Annotated in this window: 25 protein-coding genes and 1 tRNA gene; 13 read left to right on the top strand and 13 right to left on the bottom strand. The window is 59.4% G+C overall.

What is annotated here, in order from left to right:
* Nucleotides 1-6 precede the first annotated feature (6 nt).
* The 4 genes from ACR0AD_RS05640 to scpB are packed head-to-tail and all read left to right on the top strand — an operon-like array spanning nt 7 to nt 3499.
* Nucleotides 7-1071, top strand: a complete 1065-nt coding sequence (locus ACR0AD_RS05640; protein ID WP_480485375.1) for an SPOR domain-containing protein — start codon at nt 7-9, stop codon at nt 1069-1071.
* Nucleotides 1068-2075 carry a beta-N-acetylhexosaminidase gene (nagZ, locus tag ACR0AD_RS05635; protein ID WP_480480524.1) on the top strand — a complete coding sequence of 336 codons (1008 nt, stop codon included), beginning with the start codon at nt 1068-1070 and terminating at the stop codon, nt 2073-2075. Before ACR0AD_RS05640 ends, nagZ begins: the two co-directional genes overlap by 4 nt.
* Entirely contained in the window at nt 2065-2859 is a 795-nt protein-coding gene (locus ACR0AD_RS05630) for a segregation and condensation protein A (RefSeq protein WP_480480526.1), read from the top strand. The genes nagZ and ACR0AD_RS05630 overlap by 11 nt, the downstream gene beginning before the upstream one ends.
* Nucleotides 2852-3499 carry an SMC-Scp complex subunit ScpB gene (gene scpB / locus ACR0AD_RS05625; protein WP_480480528.1) on the top strand — a complete coding sequence of 216 codons (648 nt, stop codon included), beginning with the start codon at nt 2852-2854 and terminating at the stop codon, nt 3497-3499. Before ACR0AD_RS05630 ends, scpB begins: the two co-directional genes overlap by 8 nt.
* Before the next feature lie 93 nt (nt 3500-3592).
* Here scpB and ACR0AD_RS05620 read toward each other — a convergent pair whose 3' ends face one another.
* The 8 genes from ACR0AD_RS05620 to ACR0AD_RS05585 all read right to left on the bottom strand — a co-directional run bounded on the left by ACR0AD_RS05620 (nt 3593) and on the right by ACR0AD_RS05585 (nt 8949).
* Entirely contained in the window at nt 3593-4672 is a 1080-nt protein-coding gene (locus ACR0AD_RS05620; protein WP_480480530.1) for a 2'-deoxycytidine 5'-triphosphate deaminase, read from the bottom strand.
* Between the two features lie 61 nt (nt 4673-4733).
* A tRNA-Pro gene (locus tag ACR0AD_RS05615) sits at nt 4734-4810 on the bottom strand.
* A gap of 61 nt (nt 4811-4871) precedes the next feature.
* On the bottom strand, nt 4872-5477 hold the full coding sequence (locus tag ACR0AD_RS05610; protein ID WP_480485377.1) for a MerR family transcriptional regulator: 606 nt from the start codon (nt 5475-5477) through the stop codon (nt 4872-4874).
* Nucleotides 5478-5494: 17 nt separating this feature from the next.
* Nucleotides 5495-5797: an integration host factor subunit alpha gene (gene ihfA, locus ACR0AD_RS05605; protein WP_209503673.1), complete on the bottom strand. Its 303-nt coding sequence runs from the start codon at nt 5795-5797 to the stop codon at nt 5495-5497.
* A gap of 96 nt (nt 5798-5893) precedes the next feature.
* Entirely contained in the window at nt 5894-6865 is a 972-nt protein-coding gene (locus ACR0AD_RS05600; protein ID WP_209503674.1) for a beta-ketoacyl-ACP synthase III, read from the bottom strand.
* Between the two features lie 22 nt (nt 6866-6887).
* Complete coding sequence (plsX, locus tag ACR0AD_RS05595; RefSeq protein WP_209503675.1) at nt 6888-7976, bottom strand: phosphate acyltransferase PlsX; 1089 nt, start codon at nt 7974-7976, stop codon at nt 6888-6890.
* A 24-nt stretch (nt 7977-8000) separates the two neighbouring features.
* Nucleotides 8001-8207 carry a 50S ribosomal protein L32 gene (gene rpmF / locus ACR0AD_RS05590; RefSeq protein ID WP_008756996.1) on the bottom strand — a complete coding sequence of 69 codons (207 nt, stop codon included), beginning with the start codon at nt 8205-8207 and terminating at the stop codon, nt 8001-8003.
* 205 nt (nt 8208-8412) lie between these two features.
* Nucleotides 8413-8949: a YceD family protein gene (locus tag ACR0AD_RS05585; RefSeq protein WP_480480538.1), complete on the bottom strand. Its 537-nt coding sequence runs from the start codon at nt 8947-8949 to the stop codon at nt 8413-8415.
* 85 nt (nt 8950-9034) lie between these two features.
* On the opposite strand from ACR0AD_RS05585, the gene ACR0AD_RS05580 reads away from it, so the two are divergent.
* The 3 genes from ACR0AD_RS05580 (at nt 9035) to ACR0AD_RS05570 (ending at nt 12226) form a co-directional block, all read left to right on the top strand.
* Nucleotides 9035-9508: an outer membrane protein assembly factor BamE gene (locus ACR0AD_RS05580; RefSeq protein WP_209596647.1), complete on the top strand. Its 474-nt coding sequence runs from the start codon at nt 9035-9037 to the stop codon at nt 9506-9508.
* Between the two features lie 100 nt (nt 9509-9608).
* Nucleotides 9609-10349: a GNAT family N-acetyltransferase gene (locus ACR0AD_RS05575; protein WP_480485379.1), complete on the top strand. Its 741-nt coding sequence runs from the start codon at nt 9609-9611 to the stop codon at nt 10347-10349.
* 68 nt (nt 10350-10417) lie between these two features.
* Nucleotides 10418-12226: an ABC-F family ATP-binding cassette domain-containing protein gene (locus ACR0AD_RS05570; protein ID WP_480485381.1), complete on the top strand. Its 1809-nt coding sequence runs from the start codon at nt 10418-10420 to the stop codon at nt 12224-12226.
* Here the strand turns inward: ACR0AD_RS05570 and ACR0AD_RS05565 are convergent.
* Both ACR0AD_RS05565 and ACR0AD_RS05560 read right to left on the bottom strand, forming a co-directional pair.
* A complete protein-coding gene (locus ACR0AD_RS05565; RefSeq protein WP_480485383.1) occupies nt 12223-12771 on the bottom strand; it encodes a sugar O-acetyltransferase in 549 nt (182 codons plus the stop codon). The two genes, ACR0AD_RS05570 and ACR0AD_RS05565, sit on opposite strands and share 4 nt — an antisense overlap.
* 9 nt (nt 12772-12780) lie before the next feature.
* The gene (locus ACR0AD_RS05560; protein WP_480485384.1) at nt 12781-13536 is read right to left on the bottom strand and encodes a 3-hydroxyacyl-CoA dehydrogenase; all 756 of its coding nucleotides are present in this window, start codon (nt 13534-13536) and stop codon (nt 12781-12783) included.
* A 232-nt stretch (nt 13537-13768) separates the two neighbouring features.
* Here ACR0AD_RS05560 and ACR0AD_RS05555 point away from each other — a divergent pair, with 232 nt between their 5' ends.
* Nucleotides 13769-14476 carry a hypothetical protein gene (locus tag ACR0AD_RS05555; RefSeq protein WP_480485386.1) on the top strand — a complete coding sequence of 236 codons (708 nt, stop codon included), beginning with the start codon at nt 13769-13771 and terminating at the stop codon, nt 14474-14476.
* A gap of 78 nt (nt 14477-14554) precedes the next feature.
* Here the strand turns inward: ACR0AD_RS05555 and tyrS are convergent, their stop codons facing one another.
* Entirely contained in the window at nt 14555-15808 is a 1254-nt protein-coding gene (gene tyrS / locus ACR0AD_RS05550; protein ID WP_480485387.1) for a tyrosine--tRNA ligase, read from the bottom strand.
* Between the two features lie 327 nt (nt 15809-16135).
* Between tyrS and ACR0AD_RS05545 the strand changes: the two genes are divergently transcribed.
* A complete protein-coding gene (locus tag ACR0AD_RS05545) occupies nt 16136-17209 on the top strand; it encodes an anhydro-N-acetylmuramic acid kinase (RefSeq protein WP_480486456.1) in 1074 nt (357 codons plus the stop codon).
* A 27-nt stretch (nt 17210-17236) separates the two neighbouring features.
* On the opposite strand, the gene ACR0AD_RS05540 is transcribed toward ACR0AD_RS05545, so the two are convergent.
* Entirely contained in the window at nt 17237-18013 is a 777-nt protein-coding gene (locus ACR0AD_RS05540) for an extensin-like domain-containing protein (RefSeq protein WP_480485389.1), read from the bottom strand.
* A 90-nt stretch (nt 18014-18103) separates the two neighbouring features.
* Nucleotides 18104-18523 (bottom strand): cupin domain-containing protein, encoded by a 420-nt coding sequence (locus tag ACR0AD_RS05535; protein ID WP_480485391.1) that lies wholly within the window; start codon nt 18521-18523, stop codon nt 18104-18106.
* Between the two features lie 85 nt (nt 18524-18608).
* On the opposite strand from ACR0AD_RS05535, the gene ACR0AD_RS05530 reads away from it, so the two are divergent.
* The 4 genes from ACR0AD_RS05530 (at nt 18609) to ACR0AD_RS05515 (ending at nt 22539) form a co-directional block, all read left to right on the top strand.
* Nucleotides 18609-20027: a protein adenylyltransferase SelO gene (locus ACR0AD_RS05530; protein WP_480485393.1), complete on the top strand. Its 1419-nt coding sequence runs from the start codon at nt 18609-18611 to the stop codon at nt 20025-20027.
* Between the two features lie 296 nt (nt 20028-20323).
* Nucleotides 20324-21028, top strand: coding sequence for an endonuclease/exonuclease/phosphatase family protein (locus tag ACR0AD_RS05525; protein ID WP_480486458.1), 705 nt, complete (start codon nt 20324-20326; stop codon nt 21026-21028).
* Between the two features lie 83 nt (nt 21029-21111).
* On the top strand, nt 21112-21525 hold the full coding sequence (locus tag ACR0AD_RS05520; protein ID WP_480485394.1) for a Fur family transcriptional regulator: 414 nt from the start codon (nt 21112-21114) through the stop codon (nt 21523-21525).
* 135 nt (nt 21526-21660) lie between these two features.
* A complete protein-coding gene (locus ACR0AD_RS05515; RefSeq protein ID WP_480480558.1) occupies nt 21661-22539 on the top strand; it encodes a DMT family transporter in 879 nt (292 codons plus the stop codon).
* The last annotated feature ends 101 nt before the right edge of the window (nt 22540-22640 follow it).

Raw genomic sequence — 22640 nt, 5'->3', positions numbered from 1 at the left:
GCGGACATGGCGAGTTACGATTACTCGGGGCACCAAAGCCCCGGGCAGATTCATTACCCGAATCAAGCGCATTCTGATGATGTGTATGATTTTCCCGAAGACATGCAGGGAGATGACGCGCCGCGTGGCTCGTTTGGTCTGGGCAGGGCGGTCAATTTCCTGGGGGCTGTTGCATCCTTGGCGCTGGTCGCCGGTGTCGGGGTCTGGGGCTATCAATTGATCATGCGCGATGTCAGTGGCGTGCCGGTTGTTCGCGCCGCCGAAGGGCCGATGCGTGTACAGCCGGAAAATCCGGGTGGAACACCCGCCGATCATCAGGGCTTTGCCGTGAATGCCGTCGCCGCCGAAGGCAGCGCTGCGGCGCCGGCCGACCGGTTGATCCTTGCACCGCGCCCGGTGTCCTTGACAGACGAAGATCTGCCCGCCGGAGAACTGAAGCCGACCCCTGCGCTGCATGTTGTCGAAGAACCTATCACCACGCAGGAGGCCGCGCGCCTGCGCCAGAACGCAGTAGATGCGCTGGTTGCGGAATTGGCGGGTGCGGCAGCAGAAACGCAGCAAGAGTTCGAAGACGGTGTGCAACTGGCATCGCTGACCACCCCTGATGAAGAACCCGCCATTGACCCGGCAGATTTTGCTGCGGCCTTGCCGGACCCGAGCTTCGCAGAGTTGCCGGGTGTGCGCCGATCGTTGCGCCCTGTGACGCGTCCGGCACGGTCCACCCGCAGTCAGGTCGCGCCCAGCGAGAATTCCGAAGACGCCATCAATGCAGCGGTGAAAGCCGCGGTCGGGGTGGATGTTGATCCGGATACACTGGCAAAGGGAACCCGGCTGGCGCAGCTTGGAGCTTATGACAGCACGCAAGTGGCACAGGCCGAGTGGGACCGATTGAATGGTCAGTTTGGTGATTATTTGTCGGGAAAACAACGAGTTATCCAGAAAACCTCAAGTGGTGGACGGACCTTTTACCGCCTGCGTGTTCTGGGGTTCGAAGACCTGAGCGACTCGCGCCAGTTCTGCGCTGCTCTGGTCGCGCAAGGCGCTGATTGTATCCCGGTGGCCGTGAGGTGAAGTTCGGAGCAGCGATCACAGATGCTGAAGGACTGCGCCTGACGCAGGAGGAAAGAGACCTGTTTCACCAGATGAACCCGTTTGGGTTCATCCTGTTCTCCCGCAATATTGAAAGCGCCGATCAGGTGCGGGCCTTGTGTGATGATTTCCGCGAGGCCGTTGGGCGCAACTGTCCCATTACCATTGATCAGGAAGGTGGGCGCGTACAGCGTTTGCGCGCACCCTTGGCTCGCGAATGGCTGCCGCCGCTGGATCATGTGATCAGGGCGGGTGATCAAGCGGAACGCGCCATGTACCTCAGGTACCGCCTGATTGCGGATGAGCTGTTTGGTCTGGGCATCGACAGCAACTGTGCCCCCATGGTCGATGTGGCGCGGCCCGAGACCCATGCGTTTCTGAAAAACCGCTGTTATGCCTTTGACCCCGAACAGATTTCCAGGGTCGGCAGGGCCGTGGCACAGGGCCTGTTGGACGGGGGCGTTCTTCCGGTTCTCAAGCACATTCCCGGCCATGGCCGGGCCACTCTGGACAGTCACCATGACCTTCCGCACGTTGATTTGCCGCTGGTAGAGTTGGAATACAGCGATTTCGCGCCGTTCCGCGCCTTGAACGACCTGCCGATGGGGATGACGGCGCATCTGGTCTTTGATCAGATCGATCCCCGGCCAGCCACCATTTCTGCGGCCATGATGGGCCTGATCCGAGACAATATCGGCTTTGGCGGCCTGATCATGACCGACGATATCTCGATGAAGGCGCTCAGTGGGGCGTTGACGGACCTCACTCGCCAATCTTTGCAGGCGGGCTGCGATGTAGTCCTGCATTGCAATGGCAGTTTTTCTGAACGTGCCGCTGTAATGGAAACTGCCGGAGAAATGTCGGATGTGGCACAAGCCCGCGCAGAACGGGCGCTGGCGACGCGCAAACGCCCGCGGGAACTTGACATCCAAGCCGCCGAAGCGGAACTATCTGCCCTAATGGGCGGGCAGGTATATGAACGATAATCTTTTTAGCGAAGACCCTGTCTCGGTCGCGGATCGTCTTGCGGCCGAAGCGCTGATTGTTGATGTCGACGGGTTCGAAGGCCCGTTGGATGTTTTGTTGACCCTTTCACGCACGCAAAAAGTGGATCTGCGCAAGATCTCGGTTCTTGCGCTGGCGCAGCAATATCTGGCCTTTGTTGAAAAGGCACGTGCGCTGCGCATTGAACTGGCCGCCGATTATCTGGTCATGGCGGCGTGGCTGGCCTTTCTCAAGTCCCGTCTACTGCTACCGCCAGACCCCGATGACGACGGGCCATCGGGTGAAGAGCTGGCCGCGCATCTGGCGTTTCAACTTGAACGCCTGCAGGCGATGCGTGACGTCGCTGCACGGTTGATGGCCCGCGACCAACTGGGGCGTGATTTTTTCAAACGCGGGCAGGGCGAGGACGTCACCCGCATTCGCACCGTGACTTATTCTGCCACGCTGCTGGACCTGATGCAGGGTTATGCCCGTATCCGCACCCGTGACGAATTCCGCCCCTTTGTGATGGACCGCGATGCGGTGTTCACGATGGAGCAGGCACTGGAGCGGATGCGCCCGCTGATCGGTTTTGCGGGGACGTGGACCGATATGGAAACCTATCTGCCCGATGGTTGGGATATTGACCCGGTGCGCCGCAGATCGGCGACGGCTGCGACTTTTGCGGCCTCGCTGGAACTGGTGAAAGAAGGACATATGGAGATCAAGCAGAGCGAGACATTCGCGCCGATCCAATTGCGCAAGAGGACCCAGACACGTGACTGACGCCCCAGAAGAAACCGGCACCCTGTTCGAGGCGCCACCCTTGGCGGAACAGGAGCGTATGGTCGAGGCCGTTTTGTTTGCCAGCGCCGATCCGGTGACGATTGCCGACCTTGAGGCGCGGATGCCGCATGGAAGCGACGCCGCGCAAGCCGTTGAACTGCTTCAAAGGCGTTACGAGGGGCGCGGCGTGCGCGTGGTACGCGTTGGTGAGGCATGGGCGATCCGTACGGCCCCTGATCTGGGCTTTCTGATGCAGAAGGAAACGGTTGAGACTCGCAAACTCAGCCGCGCCGCGATTGAGACATTGGCGATCGTGGCCTATCACCAGCCCTGCACCCGCGCCGAGATTGAGGAAATTCGCGGCGTATCAGTCTCTCGCGGGACGATTGATCAATTGCTAGAGATGGAGTGGATCAGGTTGGGCCGTCGCCGCATGACACCGGGTCGTCCGGTGACATTTGTGGTGACGTCCGAATTTCTGGATCATTTTGGGCTGGAGAACGCCCGCGATCTGCCGGGTCTCAAGGAATTGAGGGCTGCGGGATTGTTGGAAAACCGGCCTCCACCGGGGACGATCCCGCTGGGCGAGGGGCGCGAGGACGAAGTGGACGAGGACCAGTCGGAACTGTTTGAGGAATAATAACCCGGACAGGTCGCTACAGGTCAGGCGCGGATCCTGCGGCAGTAAACGCGGGTTATCCGACGCATGCACCGTTGAAAGAAATTCTGAGGATCAGACGGCCGCTTTGAAGTGCTTGGACAGTTTCAGGCCTTGCCCCTGATAGTTCGATGCAATCCCGGCACCATATAGCTGCGTGGGCATCTCAGCCATTTTCTCATAGACAAGACGCCCGACCACCTGTCCGTGTTCCAGCACGAAAGGCGCTTCGTGGCATCGCACCTCGAGCACACCACGTGACCCGGCACCCCCGGCGGCTGCATGGCCAAAGCCGGGATCGAAGAACCCGGCATAATGCACTCGGAATTCACCAACCATCGCCAGATAAGGTGCCATTTCGGCGGCATACATCGGCGGGATATGGACCGCCTCGCGGCTGACAAGGATATAGAATGCGCCGGGGTCAAGTATGATGCGACCGTCCTTGGTGCGCACTTCCTCCCAATAGTCCTGGGGGTCGTATTCGCCAATTCGGTCCAGATCGATTACCCCGGTATGGGGCTTGGCGCGATAGCCGACCAGATCGGTGTCGGGCAGTTGCAGATCGACCGAAAAGCCAAGACCATCATGAATCACAGCAGGCCCGTCCACCAACGGCGATTCGGCGTGCAGGGCGGTCAGTTCGGCGTCAGACAAGACGGCCTGACCCTGACGGAAACGAATCTGGTTTAGACGCATACCGGGTCGGACCAGAACCGAAAACGAACGTGGACAGATCTCGGCGTACAGCGGGCCTTTGTAGCCTGCGGGCACGCGATCGAACTCGGTGCCACCATCGGTGATGGTACGGGTCAGAAGGTCAAGCCGTCCGGTCGAGCTTTTGGCATTGGCGACGGCGGTCATGTCGCGGGGCAGGGCAAGCGATTCCATCAGAGGCACCAGATAGACGCAGCCCTTTTCCAGAACAGCGCCGTCCGAGATGTCGATGCGGTGCATTTCAAACTCGGCCAAGCGATCCGTAACGGTCTGTCCTTCGCCCGCGAGGAACGAGGCACGCACTCGGTAAGCAACTGTTCCTAAACGCAAATCAAGGCTGGCCGGTTGAATTTGCGCTGGCAGAACATCGGGGTTGGCGGCAATCTCTCCGCGCGCGATCATCGCTTCGATTTGCTGGTTCGCGCAAACACCTGTCATCTCGATCCCCTCATGTGCCAGAGCGGGATCTGGCCTTTGTGCCATAAACGTCGGTGTGATTTGGTCGGGCTAGCAGGACTCGAACCTGCGACCTTCCGTCCCCCAGACGGACGCGCTACCAGGCTGCGCCATAGCCCGACGTTGGGCCGTTCATAAAGATTTTCCCGGCAGGGGCAAGAGGAAAACACTGCCTTTTTTCCTAACCCGTCGCCTGTGTTTCGACCCGATCCAGCCAGCGGCGCAGGTCTTTTGCAATCGGTGCAATTTGGCGCAGAAGTTCGTCGTCAAACTCGGCACGCTTCCACGCCAGCGAAGCAATTCCGCCCATCAGGGGCGCTGTGTTCAGGTCAGACTCTGGTTCTTGTTCTGACACAGCCGCGGGAAGTGCGTCGGCCTGCATGCATTCATTCGCCGGCTGCTCGGACGGTCCGTCCAGATCCATAGGGATTTGTTCGGTGGCGGCAGCGGGTTTGGGTTCGAACGGCACCACAGTACCTTGAACGGGTTCAATCAGGGCAGGACCCGGTTCGTCCAGAGGCGGAGACAGTGCTGCGACATGTGCGACGCCTTGCTCGCGCAGGATTCGCTGTACGCCCTTGATTGTGGTCCCGTCTTCGTGAAGCAGTTTCTTGATGCCCCCCAAAAGACGCATGTCATTGGGGCGATAATACCGGCGCCCGCCCGCGCGTTTGACCGGTTTGACCTGAGCGAACCTGCTTTCCCAGAATCGCAAAACATGGGCCTGAACCCCAAGCCAATCCGCTACTTCACTGATCGTGCGAAACGCGTCGGGAGACTTGCTCATATCCGCGTGACCCTGGGTTACTTGCGATTCCCGACGGCGACGCGATCTTTCATAAGATGCGACGGGCGAAAGGTCAGTACGCGGCGGGGCTGTATCGGAACTTCTTCGCCGGTTTTGGGGTTGCGACCGACTCGCGCGGTCTTGTCGCGAACACTGAATGTACCGAAGGACGAAATTTTCACCTGCTCACCGCGCACCAGAGCGTCGGACATGTGGTTCAGAACGCTTTCGACCAGCTGCGCACTTTCGTTGCGTGAAAGCCCGACTTCGCGAAAGACGGCCTCGCTCAGATCCATTCGAGTCAGTGTATTGTCGCCCATGTCATTTCCCCTGTTGCTGTCAAAGCATATGGGTATGGCAAATTCGCTGTCAATATCAATGAATTGCAAGCAGCTGTGTAAGCTGGATTGCGCCGGTTACCAGCGCAGAACCACCGCGCCCCAAGCCAGACCGCCGCCAATCGCTTCGGTCACGATCAGGTCGCCGGGTTTGATCTGCCCGCGTTGTTTACCAACCGACAATGCCAATGGGATCGATGCAGCCGAGGTGTTGCCGTGATCCTGAACGGTCACAACCACGTTTTCCATCGGCAGGCCCATCTTTTTGGCCGTGCCCTGAATGATGCGAATATTGGCCTGATGAGGAACAATCCAGTCGACGTCAGCGCATCTCAGCCCGGCGCGGCTCAGGGCCGTCTCAGCGGTTTTGGTAAGCTTTTCAACGGCATGTCGGAAGACCTGATTGCCCTGCATCCGCAGATGCCCGGTGGATTGGGTCGAAACACCCCCATCGACATAAAGCAGGTCCTTGTAGCGCCCATCCGAGTTCAGATCGGTTGCGAGTATGCCGCGATCCGCAGCGGTGCCTTCGCCGTCCTGCGCTTCGAGCACCAATGCGCCGGCGCCATCCCCGAACAAAACGCAAGTCGAGCGGTCGGTCCAGTCCATAATCCGGGAAAAGGTTTCGGCACCAATGACCAGCACGCGTTTGGCTTGGCCGGACAGGATCAACGCATTTGCGTTGCTGAGCGCGAAAACGAATCCCGCGCAGACAGCCTGTACGTCGAAAGCAAACCCCTTTGTCATGCCCAGCCGGGCCTGAACCATGGTCGCGGCAGAAGGAAAGGTCAGGTCCGCCGTCGAGGTCGCCAGGACAATCGCGTCGATATCATCCGCTGTCAGGCCCGCATCGGCCAGCGCAGCCTCGGCAGCTTTGGTGGCCAGGTCCGACGTCGTTTCGTCATCGGCGGCAAAGTGACGGCGTTCGATCCCCGACCGGGTTCTGATCCATTCATCCGTCGTGTCCAGCGTTTTCTCGAACTCGGAATTTGGAACAATACGTTCCGGCAAATAATGCCCGACACCTACTACAACTGAACGGCCTGCCATTTTTGAGGTACTGCCTTTTTTGTTATTTATCGGTCTGCGGCGCAGCTTGCGCGGCATCTTGTGCAAGCTGGGCCGTGGATGCAACCCGCGCAGCTAATTTTTCGGCAAAGCCGGACTGTGCCAGGGTAAAGGCCAATTTGATCGCCGCCGACACTCCGGTCGCATCTGCCCCGCCATGGGATTTAATAACTGTCCCGTTCAGACCCAGAAACACGCCACCGTTTACGCGCCGCGGATCAATGCGCTTTTTCAGGCGCTGCAGCGACGTGATGGCCAGGACCGAAGCCAATCGGGACAACGGAGAGTATTTGAACGCCTCACGCAGAAGATCTCCGATCAGGCCGGCGGTGCCTTCACCCGTTTTGATCGCGACATTGCCGGTAAACCCATCGGTAACAATGACATCTGCCTTGTCACCGGGAATGTCGCTGCCTTCGACAAAGCCAACAAATTCGAAATTCGCCTGTTCCGCGAAATCCGAGATCAAGGCGTGTGCTTCTTTCAGTTCCGCGCGGCCTTTATGCTCTTCTGTGCCAACGTTCAGCAGCCCGATCCGGGGTCGGTTCAGGGCCATGCCGTTGCGCGCATAAGACGCGCCCATCAGGGCGAATTGCAGCAAGTCCTTGGCGTCGGCGCGCACATCGGCGCCCACGTCCAGCATCACATTGAACCCCTGCGGGTTGCGCGAAGGCCACAGGATCGCGATTGCGGGGCGGTTCACACCCGGCAATTTGCGCAGACGCATCATTGACAGGGCCATCAGGGCACCGGTGTTCCCGCAGGACACCGCGCCATGAGCTTCGCCCTGACGAACCGCTTCCAGCGCGGACCACATTGAGGTCTGCTTGCCGTTGCGCACAACCTGGCTGGGCTTGTCCTCCATCGTGACAACGTCGGGGCAATCACGAAAAACGACGCGCCCTTCAAGGACACGTCGTTTAGCAACCAGCTTGCGCAATACCTGTTCGGGCCCGTGCAGCAGGAACCCGATATTCGGGTTCTTGCCAGCCGATTTTGCCAGACCTGCAACGACGACAGCGGGACCTGCGTCCCCTCCCATTGCGTCAACCGAGATGGTGATCCGTCCGGCGTGCGTGGGCTGATCGTTCATGCCTTGGCCTGCGCTCGATCAGGCTTAGGCTGCGTCTTCGTCCAGATCGATTTCGTCGGCCTGCGCGACGACTTCGCGATCGTCATAGTGGCCGCAAGATGCACAAACGTGGTGCGGGCGTTTCAGCTCGCCGCAGTTCGGGCATTCGTTCGGGTTTGCAGCAACCAGAGCGTCGTGTGCGCGGCGGTTGTTGCGACGCGACTTGGAAACTTTGTTCTGTTGGACGGCCATGGTCTCAACCTTTGTCTGACTGGGGGCCGCAGATTCGCTGCCGACCCGGGTTTCGTAGTTCGTTTATCGTGGTTTGACGCGCGTTTAGGCGACGGGCCCCGCAATGTCCAACCCAAAATCCGATGAGCGCGCGAAAATACTGCGATTCTCGGCATGTTCAAGCGATTTTTCTGACCGCCTGCTATGACAGGAAATCCGGCACCTGTCACTCGTCTTTTTTTAGCACGTCGCGCAATCCTGCCAACCCTGCAAAGGGTTTGGCATCGTCATCCGTCATCGCCTGTTTGCCCGGTTCTGTGTAGGCAGCCTGACCCAGTTCCGCGCCGTCTTTCCGTGGATATTGTGGCAGAGCCAGAGACAGGGTCTCGATCATGACAAGGGCCGGATCGATTTCAGGTCCCAAAGGTTCAGATTCGTCATCTTCCGGGATCTCGAACTCTGGATCATCAGGGTCCGCCCAATCCGCAAGAAATGTCCGGTGCACTGGAATGTCGATCCTTGTCGTCACCGGTTCCAGCGTCACCACGCAAGGTTGGGTGACAGTTGCGCCGAGTTTGCCGTTCAATACCCAGTCCCGTTTGCCTTGTGCCCGCAGTTCGCCGGAAAAGCTGAGCTTTCGCAGCCCCAGCAGCCCAAGGTCTTGCCTGATTTGCTCAAGCACGGTGGTTGCAGGGCGCAGATCAAACCGTGTCGGGGCGTTCTGTGGCAGGTCAGACACCCGAAATGATGTCGTGTTGCTCATTCGTGAGCCTTTCTATGTGTTGAACCGTGGCAGCGGTTTATGTAATCGGATAGAAGCCGAAGAAGGCCAAGGCAAGAGGGTGCAGATGTTGAAGGTAGTGAACCAGTTGAAACCAGCTGCGAAATCGCTTGTGTTTGTTGCCTTTCTGGCTGCGACCGGAGCTTGTACGGCTGTCTTCAAGAATCACGGCTATGTGCCACCGGCCGAGGAACTGGCGGAAATCAAAGTTGGCGTAGATACGCGTGACAGCGTGCAAGAGGCCATCGGCGCGCCGGGCGCATCCGGCGTGGTTCGGGATTCGGGCTATTACTATGTCCGCTCTCGCGTGCGTCACTACGGTCCGAAACGGCCCGAGGTGGTATCGCGCGAACTGGTTGCCATCAGTTTTGATCAGCGCGGTGTTGTCAGAAACATCGAACGCTTTGGTCTTGAAGACGGGAATGTGATTGCTCTGGAGCGCCGCGTTACCGATTCCAACGTTCAGGACAAGGGCTTCCTGCGTCAGCTGCTGGGCAATATCGGCAACTTCAATCCGGCCAACATTCCGGGCGCCAACTAATTTGCGCCAAAACCTTGCGGTGGTCACAGGGCAGTCACATGTCTTGTGCTAACGGTGTCGTACCGACGCCTGAGGGTCGGTAACCGTGGAGGACGCGACCGTGGCAACGGCAGTTTTGTTAAGCAAGGGGCGCTATCGCGCCAGACTGGCGCAGTCGCCCGAGGATATCAGAACAGCTCAGGCATTGCGGAGCTTGGCTTTTGGCACAGAGCAACCGGACTGCGACGAGTTTGATGCACGCTGTAGCCATATCCTGATCGAGGATATGCGCTCGGCAGACCGGCTGGTCTGCTGCTTTCGGATGCTGACCATGGATAATGGCGGCGAGATCGGACAAAGTTATTCGGCACAGTTCTACGACCTGACCTCGCTCGAAGGCTTCGAAGGCCGGATGGTCGAAATGGGACGATTTTGTATCCACCCCAATCACAGCGACCCCGACATCCTGCGTGTAGCATGGGGGGCAATGACGGCCTACGTTGACCGGAACAACGTCGAGATGCTGTTTGGATGTTCCTCTTTTGCCGGAACCGCAACTGAGCAGTATCTGGATGCGTTTGCGATGCTCAAACACCGCCATCTGGGCCCGAAACGTTGGTTGCCGCGCGTGAAGGCTCCGGATGTGTTTCGTTTTGCCGCGCGTCTGCGGCGCAGACCGGATGTGAAAAAGGCAATGCTGCGGATGCCACCCTTGTTGCGGACCTATCTGATGATGGGCGGTTGGGTCAGCGATCATGCAGTGGTGGATCGCCACATGAACACGCTGCACGTTTTCACAGGGGTGGAAATCGGTGCGATCCCCCCGGCACGCAAACGTCTGTTGCGGGCGGTGGCCGGGTAGATTGAGTATTTTTCAAAAGGTGAAGACGGGGCGTTGACGCAATGTGTCAGCCGGTTTAGCTGGCGCACATGGCGAGAATTCCTTTGTTGCAGATGTCCGGCATTTCCCTGACTTTCGGGGGTGACCCGGTGTTTTCCGAACTGGATCTGGTGGTTCAGCCCGGTGATCGTGTTGCGCTGGTGGGGCGAAACGGGTCCGGAAAATCCACGCTGATGAAAGTGATGGCCGGTCTGGTCGAGGAGGATCGGGGCGAGATTGTCGTGCCGCCCGGAAAATCCGTTGGCTATATGGAGCAAGATCCGACGATGGAGGGCTTTGCCACGTTGGGGGATTACGCGTCCAGCGGGTTGGAGCCGGGAGAACTTTACAAGGTTGAACGGGCCGGTGAAGGGTTGAAGTTCGATCCTTCACGGGCAGTTGAGACGGCTTCGGGCGGAGAGAGGCGGCGGGCTGCGCTGGCCAAGCTGATGGCCGAAGCACCGGATCTGATGTTGCTGGACGAGCCGACCAACCATCTGGATATCGAAGCCATCGCGTGGCTGGAACGCGAACTTGGCGCGACCCGAGCGGCCTTTGTGCTGATCTCGCATGACAGGGCCTTTCTAAGGGCGCTGACGCGGGCAACACTTTGGATCGACCGGGGGGCTGTTCGGCGACAGGAACAGGGCTTTGAAGCCTTTGAGGCCTGGCGGGACAAGGTATGGGAGGAAGAAGACCAGCAACGCCACAAGCTGAACCGCCTGATTAAGTCAGAAGCGAAATGGGCGGTTGAGGGCATTAGCGCCCGACGCAAACGTAATCAAGGCCGGGTGCGGGCCTTGCAGGCGTTGCGGGCCGAAAAGGCGGCGCAGATCAAACGTCAGGGTTCGGCTGCAATGGCATTGGAGGCCGGGCCAAAATCAGGCCGTAAAGTGATTGAGGCCAGGGCGCTGGCCAAAGGGTTTGGCGACAAGCAGATCGTTCGGAACTTTGATCTGCTGGTACAGCGCGGCGACCGGGTGGCCTTTGTCGGGCCGAACGGTGTTGGCAAAACAACGTTGCTGAAGATGCTGCTGGGGCAGGTGGAGTCGGACGAGGGCTCGGTTTCCTTGGGGACGAACCTTGAAATCGCGGTGTTCGATCAGACCCGTGCCCAACTGGACCCCGAGATGAGCCTGTGGGACAGTCTGACCGGCGATCCGGAAATGCGGGTGTCGGGCAAGGCCGATCAGGTAATGGTGGGCGGGCAGCCCAAACATGTTGTAGGGTATCTCAAGGAATTTCTGTTTGACGAACGGCAGGCCCGAGCAGCCGTCAAATCCCTGTCGGGTGGGGAAAAAGCCCGGTTGTTACTGGCCAAACTGATGGCGAAACCCTCGAACCTTCTGGTGCTGGACGAACCGACCAACGATCTGGATGTCGAGACGCTGGACCTGCTGCAAGAGCTTTTGGATGATTATGACGGCACCGTTCTGCTGGTGAGCCATGACCGGGATTTTCTGGACCGCGTGGCGACAACCACCATCGCGATGGAGGGGAACGGACGGGCGGCAGTCTATGCTGGCGGCTGGTCGGATTACATCGCGCAGCGTGGCGACGTGATCCAAAAAAGCGTAGAAAAAGCAAAAGCTTCAAAGCCAAAGATCAAGCAGGAAGAAAAGCCGAAATCCGGCCTATCCTTCTCGGAAAAGCACCGGCTGGAGAAACTGCCTGCCGAGATCGCGCGCCTTGAGGCCGAGATTGCCAAGCTGGAAGAGCTGATGTCCGACCCCGGGCTGTTCACGCGCGAACCGGTGAAGTTCCAAAAAGCGACCGAGGCGCTGGTTGAGCGGCAGGAGAAACTCTCGGCCGCTGAAGAGGAATGGCTGACGCTCGAAGAGAAGGCTGAAAGCGCTTAGCGCGCCAGACGTTTTGCCGGATTACCTGCCACGGTTTCTCTGGCGGGGACGTCTTTGGTGACGACGCTGCCTGCGCCGATTGTGGCGTAGTCGCCTATGGTAATGCCGGGCAACAGGATCGCTCCGCCGCCAACCCAAACCTGCCTGCCGATGGTGACGGGCAGGCCGATTTCCAACCCTTGTGCCCGATCAGCCGGGTCTTTGGCATGATGAGCGCAGTAAATCTGAACATTGGGGCCAAACATCGTGTCGTCGCCGACCCGAACGAGGGCCGTGTCCAGAACCACGCATCCGGCATTGAAGAAAACCCGGCTGCCCAGATGGATGTTCATTCCATACGCGCAGTGAAAAGGGGCTTCGAGAAAACAGTCCTCGCCGACATGGCCCAGCAGCGCGTGTAGTTCCGGGGCCATCGCGCCGCGTGTGTCGGGCGGGCAGGTGTTGTGAGCGTGAACAGCCCGTCGTGCCCGCGCGCGCAGATCGTCCAACTCAGGATCGAGACAGCAATACCACTGCCCGGACTGCATTTTCTGGCGCTCCAACATAGAGCTGTCTTATCGCATCCGCAGAGCGCCGTCGATGCGGATGACCTCGCCGTTCAGGTAGCCCATTTCAACGATGAAACCGGCCAGCCGCCCGTATTCCTTAGGGTCGCCCAGGCGGGCCGGGTTCGGGACGTCGGCGGCCAGTTGTTTCTGCACGTCTTCGGGAAGGCCCGCCAGCATCGGGGTCATAAAGATACCCGGCGCGATGGTCATGACGCGAATCCCGGTCGAGGCCAGATCACGGGCCATTGGCAGGGTCATGCCAACAACCCCGCCTTTCGATGCAGCGTATGCCGCCTGTCCCTTTTGGCCGTCGAATGCGGCAATAGATGCAGTGTTGATGATCACACCGCGCCCCCCGTCCGGTTCGGGTTCATTCTTTGCCATCTCGGCAGCGGCCAGCCTTGAGACGTTGAATGTGCCGACAAGATTGATGTCGATCGTACGCTGGAACGCGTCCAGCGGGTGGGGCCCATCCTTGCCAACCGTCTTGATTCCATAAGCGATACCCGCGCAGTTCACAGTCGCGTTGATCTTGCCCATCTTGTCCATGCCGTGGCGCACGGCAGCTGCGACCGAGGTTTCGTCGGTTACATCCGTCAGCGCAAAATATCCGCCGATTTCGGAGGCGACTTGAGCGCCACGGTCCGCGTCACGGTCCAGAATAGTGACTTGCGCGCTCTGCGCGGCAAAGTGACGGGCGGTGGCTTCACCCAGACCGGATGCGCCGCCGGTGACAAGAGCGGCTGTGGTGGACAAGTGCATCGGAACTCCTCCCTAGGATATGAACAACTGTTCAATAACTGCTTTGCAGGGTCGGTGTCCACATCTTTGAGCCTGAACGCCCAAAGGGGCGGGGCGGACTGACCGCCGCCGGGTCAATACGCATCTTTAAGGCATCTTAATCCGCGCTTCACGAAAACGCGCCTGTTCGTGAACGAAGTAATCACAGCCATTGCGTGTTTTTTCGTCAGGAGGTTCCGATATGGTAAATGGTATGAAACAAACACTGGGCGCTGTTCTGGCTGCACCTGTCTTTGGGATTGTGGTTGCCGGCAGTGCTGTTGCAGCGCCGGAAACGTGTAACTGGAAAACGGCTCGAAATCTTGCGAATGCAGGCGACTATGCCGGTCTTTGCGATTGTGTTCAGGTGACCCCGAGCTTTCTGGACAGACTTCAGAAGCGACCGGATTTTGAGACAACGCTGCGCATTACCGGGGCGCAATGCCCGGGGCTGGCCGCTTTGCTGACAGATGTGCCAACGGCAAGCCTGTCCGGTCTGGCAGAGAATCGGGGCGAAAGCCGCGGTTCAGAACCCGGCGGGGCGGGATTTGCGAACGCGGCTGGTCCAGACGGCCTCGGTGGTGGCGGAGAACCTGACAACGGCGGCCAAGAACCCGGTGGTGGCGGTGGAGAACCTAGCGGTGGCGGTGGAGAACCTAGCGGTGGCGGTGGAGAACCCGGCGGTGGCGGTGGAGAGCCCGGCGGCGGTGGCGGAGAACCCGGTGGTGGCGGTGGAGAACCCGGCGGTGGCAAAGGCAATAACGGCGGCGGAAAGGGCCATAACGGCGGCGGCAAAGGTGGCGATAAGGGTAACAATGGCGGCGGCAACGGCGGCGAGGGCAGCAGTCCGGGTCGCGGAAACAACGCCAACGACGACGAGGGCGAAAGCGACCGGCCCGGTCGCGGAAAGGGACGTCAGTAGCCTTGCCTATTCCAAAATAGATACGGCCACCCAATCGGGTGGCCGTTTCCTGCTTTGCAATCAAAGGTGAAAGGGGCGTCAGCCCAGTTGCACCAATGCGTGGCGTTTCTTGCCTGCACTCAGCTTGATCGGGGATGACAATGCGCCCGCGTCGATCATCAAACCTGCATCCGTCAGCGGAGCGTCGTCCAGTTTGGCCCCGTTTTCAGCAATCAGGCGCTTGGCCTCTTTGCCGGATTTGGCGAGGCCTGATTTGACAATGATCTGCACGATGGACATGCCGTCGCCCAGCTCGTCCGCGCTGAGGGTCAGGGTGGGCAGATCGTCTCCAACGCCACCTTTTTCGAACACTTCACGGGCCGTGGCTTCGGCCGTTGCCGCAGCTTGCGCCCCGTGGAGAAGGGCTGTCACCTCATTGGCGAGGCGGATTTTGGCCTCATTGACCTCGGACCCGGCAAGCGCGCCAAGACGGTCACATTCATCCACCGGCAATTCGGTATAGAGCTTCAGGAACCGCCCGACATCCGCATCGGTGGTGTTGCGCCAGAACTGCCAGAATTCATAGGGTGAGCGCATCTCGGCGTTCAGCCAGACCGCGCCATCCTGCGATTTGCCCATCTTCTTACCGTCGCTGGTGGTCAGCAGGGGAGAGGTCAGGCCGTAGATTTCGTGATCCAGCACCCGGCGGGTCAGGTCGATACCGTTGACAATGTTGCCCCACTGGTCGCTGCCGCCCATTTGCAGAACACAGCCATAGCGGCGGTTCAGTTCAAGGAAGTCATAGGCCTGAAGGATCATGTAGTTGAATTCGAGAAAGGACAGTGACTGTTCACGGTCCAGTCGGGATTTCACCGATTCAAAGCTGAGCATCCGGTTGACCGAGAAATGACGCCCGATGTCGCGCAGGAAATCGAGGTAGTTCAGGTCGTCCAGCCACTCGGCATTGTTCAGCATCAACGCTTTGTTCTCGGCCTCTGTGTCATAGTCGATATAGGCCGCGAACACTTTCTTGATGCCCGCGATGTTTTCGTCGATCTGTTCGGGTCCCAGCAGGGGGCGTTCATCCGCGCGGAACGAGGGATCGCCCACCTTGGTGGTGCCGCCGCCCATAAGGGTGATCGGCTGATGACCGGTCTTCTGGAACCAGCGCAGCATCATGATCTGAATCAGACTGCCCACATGCAACGACTTGGCCGTTGCATCAAAGCCGATATAGGCCGGCTTGCACCCACTGATCAGCGCGTCGTCAAGGCCCTGATAATCGGTGCAGTCGGCGAGGAAGCCGCGCTCGATCATCGTGGCGATGAAATCCGATTTGGGGTGGTAGGTCATATCGTGCCCTCGGGGTTTGTGTTGCGGGGCACTGTATAGGCGGCGCTGCGGATGAGGAAAAGCCACCTTTTCACTCTAAAACCGCGTGCCGTGATATGCGCGCGCACCTTGATGGCCGGGGTGTTGATCCTGAAGCGCGACGTCGGAAAAAAACCGACGCGCCCAATCAGAAGGCTTGCCAAGGCGGCATAACAAAAGCACCTTGACCAAGCTGCAACCCAGAGGTGAAGTCCGGAAACCCCGGGCACGGCGGAAACATTGCCAGATCAGGAGGCAGGCTTGGGCCAAACCATCAAGAAACACGGAATGGTTCGGGCATTGGGCGCGATGTCCGGTACGTCGCTGGACGGGGTGGACGCTGCGGTGGTGGAAACCGACGGGCATTCCATCGGTGGATTCGGGAAAAGCGGTTATCGCGCCTATACCGAAGCCGAACGCGAAATTCTGCGGGCGGCTTTGGGGCAATGGCACGGCCCGCAAGTCGATGCGGCAGCTGAGATGGTGACCTTTGCCCATGCCGAGGCGCTGTCCGAGTTCGAAGACGTGGATCTGATCGGCTTTCACGGCCAGACGCTGGCGCATGAACCGCGCGGGCGCGGGACATTGCAGGTGGGCGATGGTCTTGGTCTGGCGCAGGCTTTGGGGCGCCCGGTGGTTTGGGACTTCCGAAGCGATGACGTGGCGATGGGGGGCGAGGGTGCTCCGCTGGCGCCGTTTTTTCACTTTGCTTGCGCCAAGTGGTTTGGCGCGGACCGCCCGTTGTGCTTTCTGAACCTGGGCGGTGTTGGTAATCTGACCTATGTGGACCCAAGCTTTGATGGTCCCGAGGCGCCGGGGGCGCTGCTTGCCTTTGATACGGGGCCGGCGAATGCACCGGTCGATGACCTGATGCAGGCCCGGCTGGGGCAGCCGATGGACCGGGATGGTGCGGTTGCGCGCAATGGCACCGTCGAAATGGGTGCGCTGGAGCTGTTCCTGGCTGAGCCTTTCTTTGCACGTATGCCGCCCAAGTCGCTAGACCGGAACGATTTCTCTGAGATGATCGACCTGGTGAAAGAACTGGGTGACGCTGACGCGGTGGCGACCCTGACCGGGATGTGCGCAGCGGGGGTGGTGCAGGGGATGGAACATTGTCCGCAACCGCCGTCTTGCGTGCTGGTTACAGGCGGTGGACGGCGCAATCCGGTGTTGATGGAGATGCTGCGCGTATCTCTCGACTGCCCTGTCGAACCGGTCGAGGCCGTGGGGCTGGACGGCGATATGCTCGAGGCGCAGGCTTTTGCCTATCTGGCCGTGCGCGTGGCGCGGGGATTGCCAACCTCGTGCCCCGGAACAACCGGGGTGAAAGCGCTGGTAGGCGGCGGTATGGTCAGTACAGTGAACGCTCAACCGGTGGGTTGAGGCTACATCCAGGTAACGGCTAACGCGTTATCGACACACAGGCTTGCCACTGCGACGGGCTGTGTCGAAGTGAAAATGCCCTTTGTGATACCGGTCAGCATCAGGACCAAGAACAGTTCCAAACAGGCCACAGGCTCCGCTGTGCAACTCTCGTAACACGGTGCTTTGATCGGTGTCGCTCCATCCGTTCTGAACGGTGATCTGCGTTCCGTCCTGCAACACGAAGGTCGAGATATCGATGGCCCGACCTCGCGCATGTTCGGAGATGCGCGCATAGGGCTGGTTGTTCTGCGTCTTGCAGGCATAGTGGCCAACAACGCGCATCCCCTTGAGCCCACCACCCAGTTCGGCGAAGGCGGGTTTGGCGACGTTTTCGATCCACGTTTTCAGCGTAACGGCTGTCTGACAGTCCATCAGCGAGAACTGGCTGAGCGCAATGTCCGAAATTCTGTAAATCCGGACCGGGTTGGCGATGCCGCAACCTTGCGCTTTTCCAGCCAAAGACGCGCGGGTTTCGCCCAAGATGGTCCAGTCACCACAGACCGCCCCGCGGTCACGCATACGCTGGCGACCCACTTCAAACTGGCGGAACTTGCAAGGGCGCAGCGCAGGGCGTTTCGAGATCAGCACCGCAGGTTCGACAGTCGCGGCAGGTTCTTTGTGTTCGGTTGCGACTTCCTCCTCCAGATCGGGCAGCGCCAATTCGGATGAAAGGGGGGATTCTGCACAGGCGATCTCGGCGTTTGCAAGACCGGTGTTTGCGAACAGAAGCAGAAGGACCAGAAAGATGTGTTTCACAATCACCCGATGCTCCGATACCTGCGGTTGCGTTTACAGAATGATAAATGCGTAACTTTCTGTAAACTCACCTTTTCAGAGCATTCCAAGATCAACCTATCCCCGAGGGATATCAAACCCAGGTTCTGCCAGTTGGAACCCATCGAATTGAAATCCGGGAGACACTGTACAACTGACCAGCGTGTAATCACCGGTGCTGCGCGCGGCCTGCCAATGGCCGGTGGGAACAATCAGTTGCGGTGCGCCCCGAGACAAATCGGGTGACAGCACATGGTCAACCGCCGGGCCCTTGTCTGTTGCGCTCAAGGACAGGATTAATGGCGCGCCCGCGTGGTAGAGCCAGATCTCGGTCGCGTCGACCCGGTGCCAGTGGCTGCTTTCCCCCGCCTGCAGCAAGAAGTAGATGCAGGTGCCGGTCGGGCGGCCCTTGTTCTCGGCGCGCCAGGTTTCCGCGTACCAGCCGCCCTCGGGGTGAGGTTGCAGGTTCAGGCGGTCGATGATCTCTTGTGCGGTCATGTGGCCCTCGTGTGTTTGACGCGATTATGCACGGCAAGGTGTGATCCGCTATGGTATTCGTGCGCACGGGGAATATGTTTGCCGCATGACACTGACCATTCCATTCGATAACTCATATGCCCGCCTGCCGGACGCGTTTTTTGCGCGACAGAAACCGGCGCCTGTACGCGCGCCCAAGCTGATCGCGTTCAATGATGATCTGGCACGGCTGTTGCAGGTCCATCCGGGCGACGTGCAAGAGATGGCGGAAGCCTTTGCAGGTAATCACATCCCCGATGGTGCGGACCCCATCGCGCAGCTTTATTCCGGGCATCAGTTTGGCCAGTACAACCCGCAGCTTGGGGACGGGCGCGCGGTGCTGTTGGGTGAAACTGTCGGAACGGATGGCGTGCGGCGGGATGTTCAGCTGAAAGGCTCGGGCCCGACGCCGTTTTCGCGTCGCGGCGACGGCAGGGCTTGGCTGGGTCCGGTTCTGCGCGAATACGTGGTGTCCGAGGCGATGCACGCGCTGGGCATCCCCACAACACGCGCGCTGGCGGCGGTAGAGACCGGTGAAACCGTGTTCCGGGAAGGCCCGATGCCTGGTGCGGTGCTCACCCGGGTTGCAACCAGCCATTTGCGGGTAGGCACCTTTCAGGTCTTTGCTGCGCGGGGGCAGTTGGACAATCTGCGGCGCCTGACGGACTATGCCATCGCGCGCCACTATCCGGCAGCCCAAGGGCCAATGGGCCTGTTGCGGGCCGTTCGGGATGCGCAGGCCCGCCTGATCGCGCAGTGGATGAGCGTGGGCTTTATCCATGGGGTCATGAACACCGACAATTGCTCGATCGCGGGTGAGACCATCGATTATGGCCCCTGTGCCTTCATGGACGTTTATCACCCCAATACGGTCTACAGCTCGATAGATCGGATGGGCCGTTATGCCTATTCCAACCAGCCAGATATTGCTGTCTGGAATCTGGCGCAGCTGGCAACCTCTCTGATTCAGCAGATGGACGACAAGGAGGTCGCTGTTGAGGAGGCGACCGAGATCGTGCATGCCATGCCAGACCTGCTGCAACAGAACTGGTTGGTCCGGTTCCGGGCAAAGGTCGGACTGACGACCGCTGAGGAAGGCGATCGGGCGCTGATCACCGATCTGCTAAAACGCATGGCCGAGGGGCAGGCTGATTTCACCAACACCTTCCGTGCGCTGGGCAAAGATACCGCGCGCGACCAGTTTATCGACCCGCAGGCCTTTGACAGCTGGGCAGAGGGCTGGCGTGCGCGTTTGGCGCGTGAGGCGTCACCGCATGACGCGATGACCGCAGCGAACCCGGCCTATATTCCGCGCAATCACCGTGTCGAGCAGATGATCCAATCAGCGGTGGCGGGGGATTACCAGCCGTTCCATCGGCTGAACGCCGTCCTCGCGCGGCCTTACGACGATCAGGCAGATGCGGAGGATCTGAAACGGCCCCCGGCTGATAACGAGGTCGTGCACGCCACGTTCTGTGGTACGTGACGGTCAAACATCTTTGGTAGTCGCTCGGTGCGGTATGGTTTCACCGGGAGGGGCGAATTGTTTTGTCCGGTTTAAATCGGTGTTGGATGCGCTGAAACTGCGGCACTTCCGTCCTGCCGCACCCGAATGAATTGAGGGGAAACCCATTTGTTTCCGGCCGCGTCACGTGCCGGGTTTTTAAGCGATATACCATGCAAAGGCGACTTCCCCGGTTGCCGTTGCTGCGAAGTGAAACTGAAGGGTTGCGTCCGGCGGCAGGCGTGTCACTTTGGGTCAAGCCCACTGGTCAGATCTATATGCAGTCATCTTCCACCCTTCGCATTGCCAGCTATAACATTCAGAAATGCCTCGGGCTGGATTTCCGGCGCCAGCCGCAGCGCATTTTGCAGGTCATCGAACATATGCAGGCCGATATCGTTGTGTTGCAGGAGGCCGACAAACGTTTGCCGCCGCGCCCGGCGGCCCTGCCGCATTTCATGCTGGATGAAGCCGGGTGGCAGATCGTCGATCTGGGCGGTGCCGGCAGTCTGGGTTGGCATGGCAACGCGGTGATCTGGCGTGGCCAGCACCTTTCGGTCCGGCGGACCGGACATCACGAATTGCCCGGGCTTGAACCGCGCGGGGCGGTCCGTGTCGAATTTGATACTCATATCGGGCCGTTGCGGGTGATGGGAATGCATCTGGGCCTGTTGCCTGCATCGCGACGTCAGCAGATCTCGCATATCAGGCGGTTTGATAAAGAGCTGGAGCAGATGCCGACAGTCTGGGCGGGGGATTTCAACGAATGGTCCCGACAGCCGGTTTTGGATCACCTTGCGCCGGAAATGCGTTTCCTGCCTCCCAAGCCAAGTTTTCCCGCCGCGCAGCCGCTGGGCGCGCTGGATCGGATCGCGCTGGGCGCGGGCGTCAGGGCCACTGCGCATGGTGTCCATGACGCGCGCCCTGCACATATCGCATCGGATCATTTGCCGGTCTGGGCTGATTTGGCGCGCGTGGCTTAACTTCAACGGAAAAGAAGAAATCCCTGTGGCGCAAAGTGCGCAGACATACTAAGACAGACACCCGAGCAATTCTGAGGGGCATCATGTCGGAAACGATTATTGGACGTTGTGAGGCCAAAGGTCTGCGCATGACCGGTCAAAGAAGGACCATCGCGCAGGTATTGGAACAAAGCGACGACCATCCGGATGTCGAAGAACTGTACGCGCGTGCTTCTGCCATCGACACAGGCATCTCGATTGCGACGGTGTATCGTACGGTCAAACTGTTCGAAGAGGCCGGGATTCTGGAACGTCTGGAGTTCGGCGATGGGCGGGCCCGTTACGAGGATGCCGAGCGCGATCACCACGATCACCTGATCGACATGCAGTCGGGCGAGGTCATCGAATTTGTCGATCCCGAAATCGAAGCCCTGCAGGAAAAGATCGCCGCCAAGCTTGGGTACAAGCTGAAAGGGCATCGGCTGGAACTGTACGGCGTACCGCTCAAGCAGGAGTGATCCATCACAAATCGCGAATGGCCCCAACACGTTAATTCATTGAACGTGTCGGGAAATGGCTTGCCAGACGTCGCCGGTTGCGGTTCATGTGCCCGGACACTGCACCCCAAGTACCCTTTTCCTGTGGACGCGCGCATGAATAACGTAAACGGCATCCTTTTGCTGATCGGCTCGATGGCGGCCTTTTCGCTTGAGGATATGTTCATCAAGTTCCTGTCGGGCGCTGTGCCGACCGGTCAGATCATGGTGTGTCTGGGTGTGTTCTGCGGGCTTGTCTTTGCGGTGATGTCGGTGGTCACCCGCAAACGCATCTTCGATCCCGTGGCGTGGAAACTGCTGCCGATGCTACGCGCAGGGACAGAAGGATTCGGTGCCGTGACCTTTGTCACCGCGCTGTCGCTGATCGATCTGTCCACTGTCGCCGCCGTGTTTCAGGCCATGCCGCTTGCCGTGACCATGGGCGCGGCCCTGTTTCTGGGAGAGCAGGTCGGCTGGCGCCGCTGGAGCGCCATTGGTGTCGGCTTTGTCGGTGTTCTGATGATCATTCGCCCCGGATTGGAAGGGTTTCAGCCAGATTCACTGTTTGTCGTTCTGACCGTGTTTGCGATTGCGGCGCGTGATCTGATAACCCGCAAGCTGGATGTTCGGGTGGCTTCATCCGTTGTGGCGATGCAGGCGTATATCGCAGTGGCGCTGGCCGGGTTGCTGTTGATGGTTATTTCAGGAACACCCTTCGTGCCGGTACAAAGCGACCAGGCAGGTCCGTACCTGGGGGCGATCGGTTTTGGTGTTCTAGGGTATTACGGCATCGTCACGGCCATGCGGGTTGGCGAGGCTTCGGCCATGATGCCATTCCGTTACACGCGTCTGGTGTTTTCGATCCTTGCCGGAATGCTGATGTTCGGGGAACGCCCTGACGCGCTGACAATGGCAGGGGCGAGCCTCATCATCGGATCTGGCCTGTACACCTTTATCCGCGAGCGACGTTTGGCGCGCAATCTGGTCCCGGCGTGAACCTGTTGGCGCAAACAGCAAACTGTTAGCCCTAAAGGTCGGTAAATATGCGTGTTAGCGATAACGGAACCGGTTTACTTTTGGCCGGTTGCTGTTATGAC

The organism is Ruegeria sp. BH8 (genome assembly GCF_056538065.1).
The sequence above is the reverse complement of the archived record's forward strand: the minus strand, read 5'-3'. Positions and strand labels throughout refer to the sequence as shown.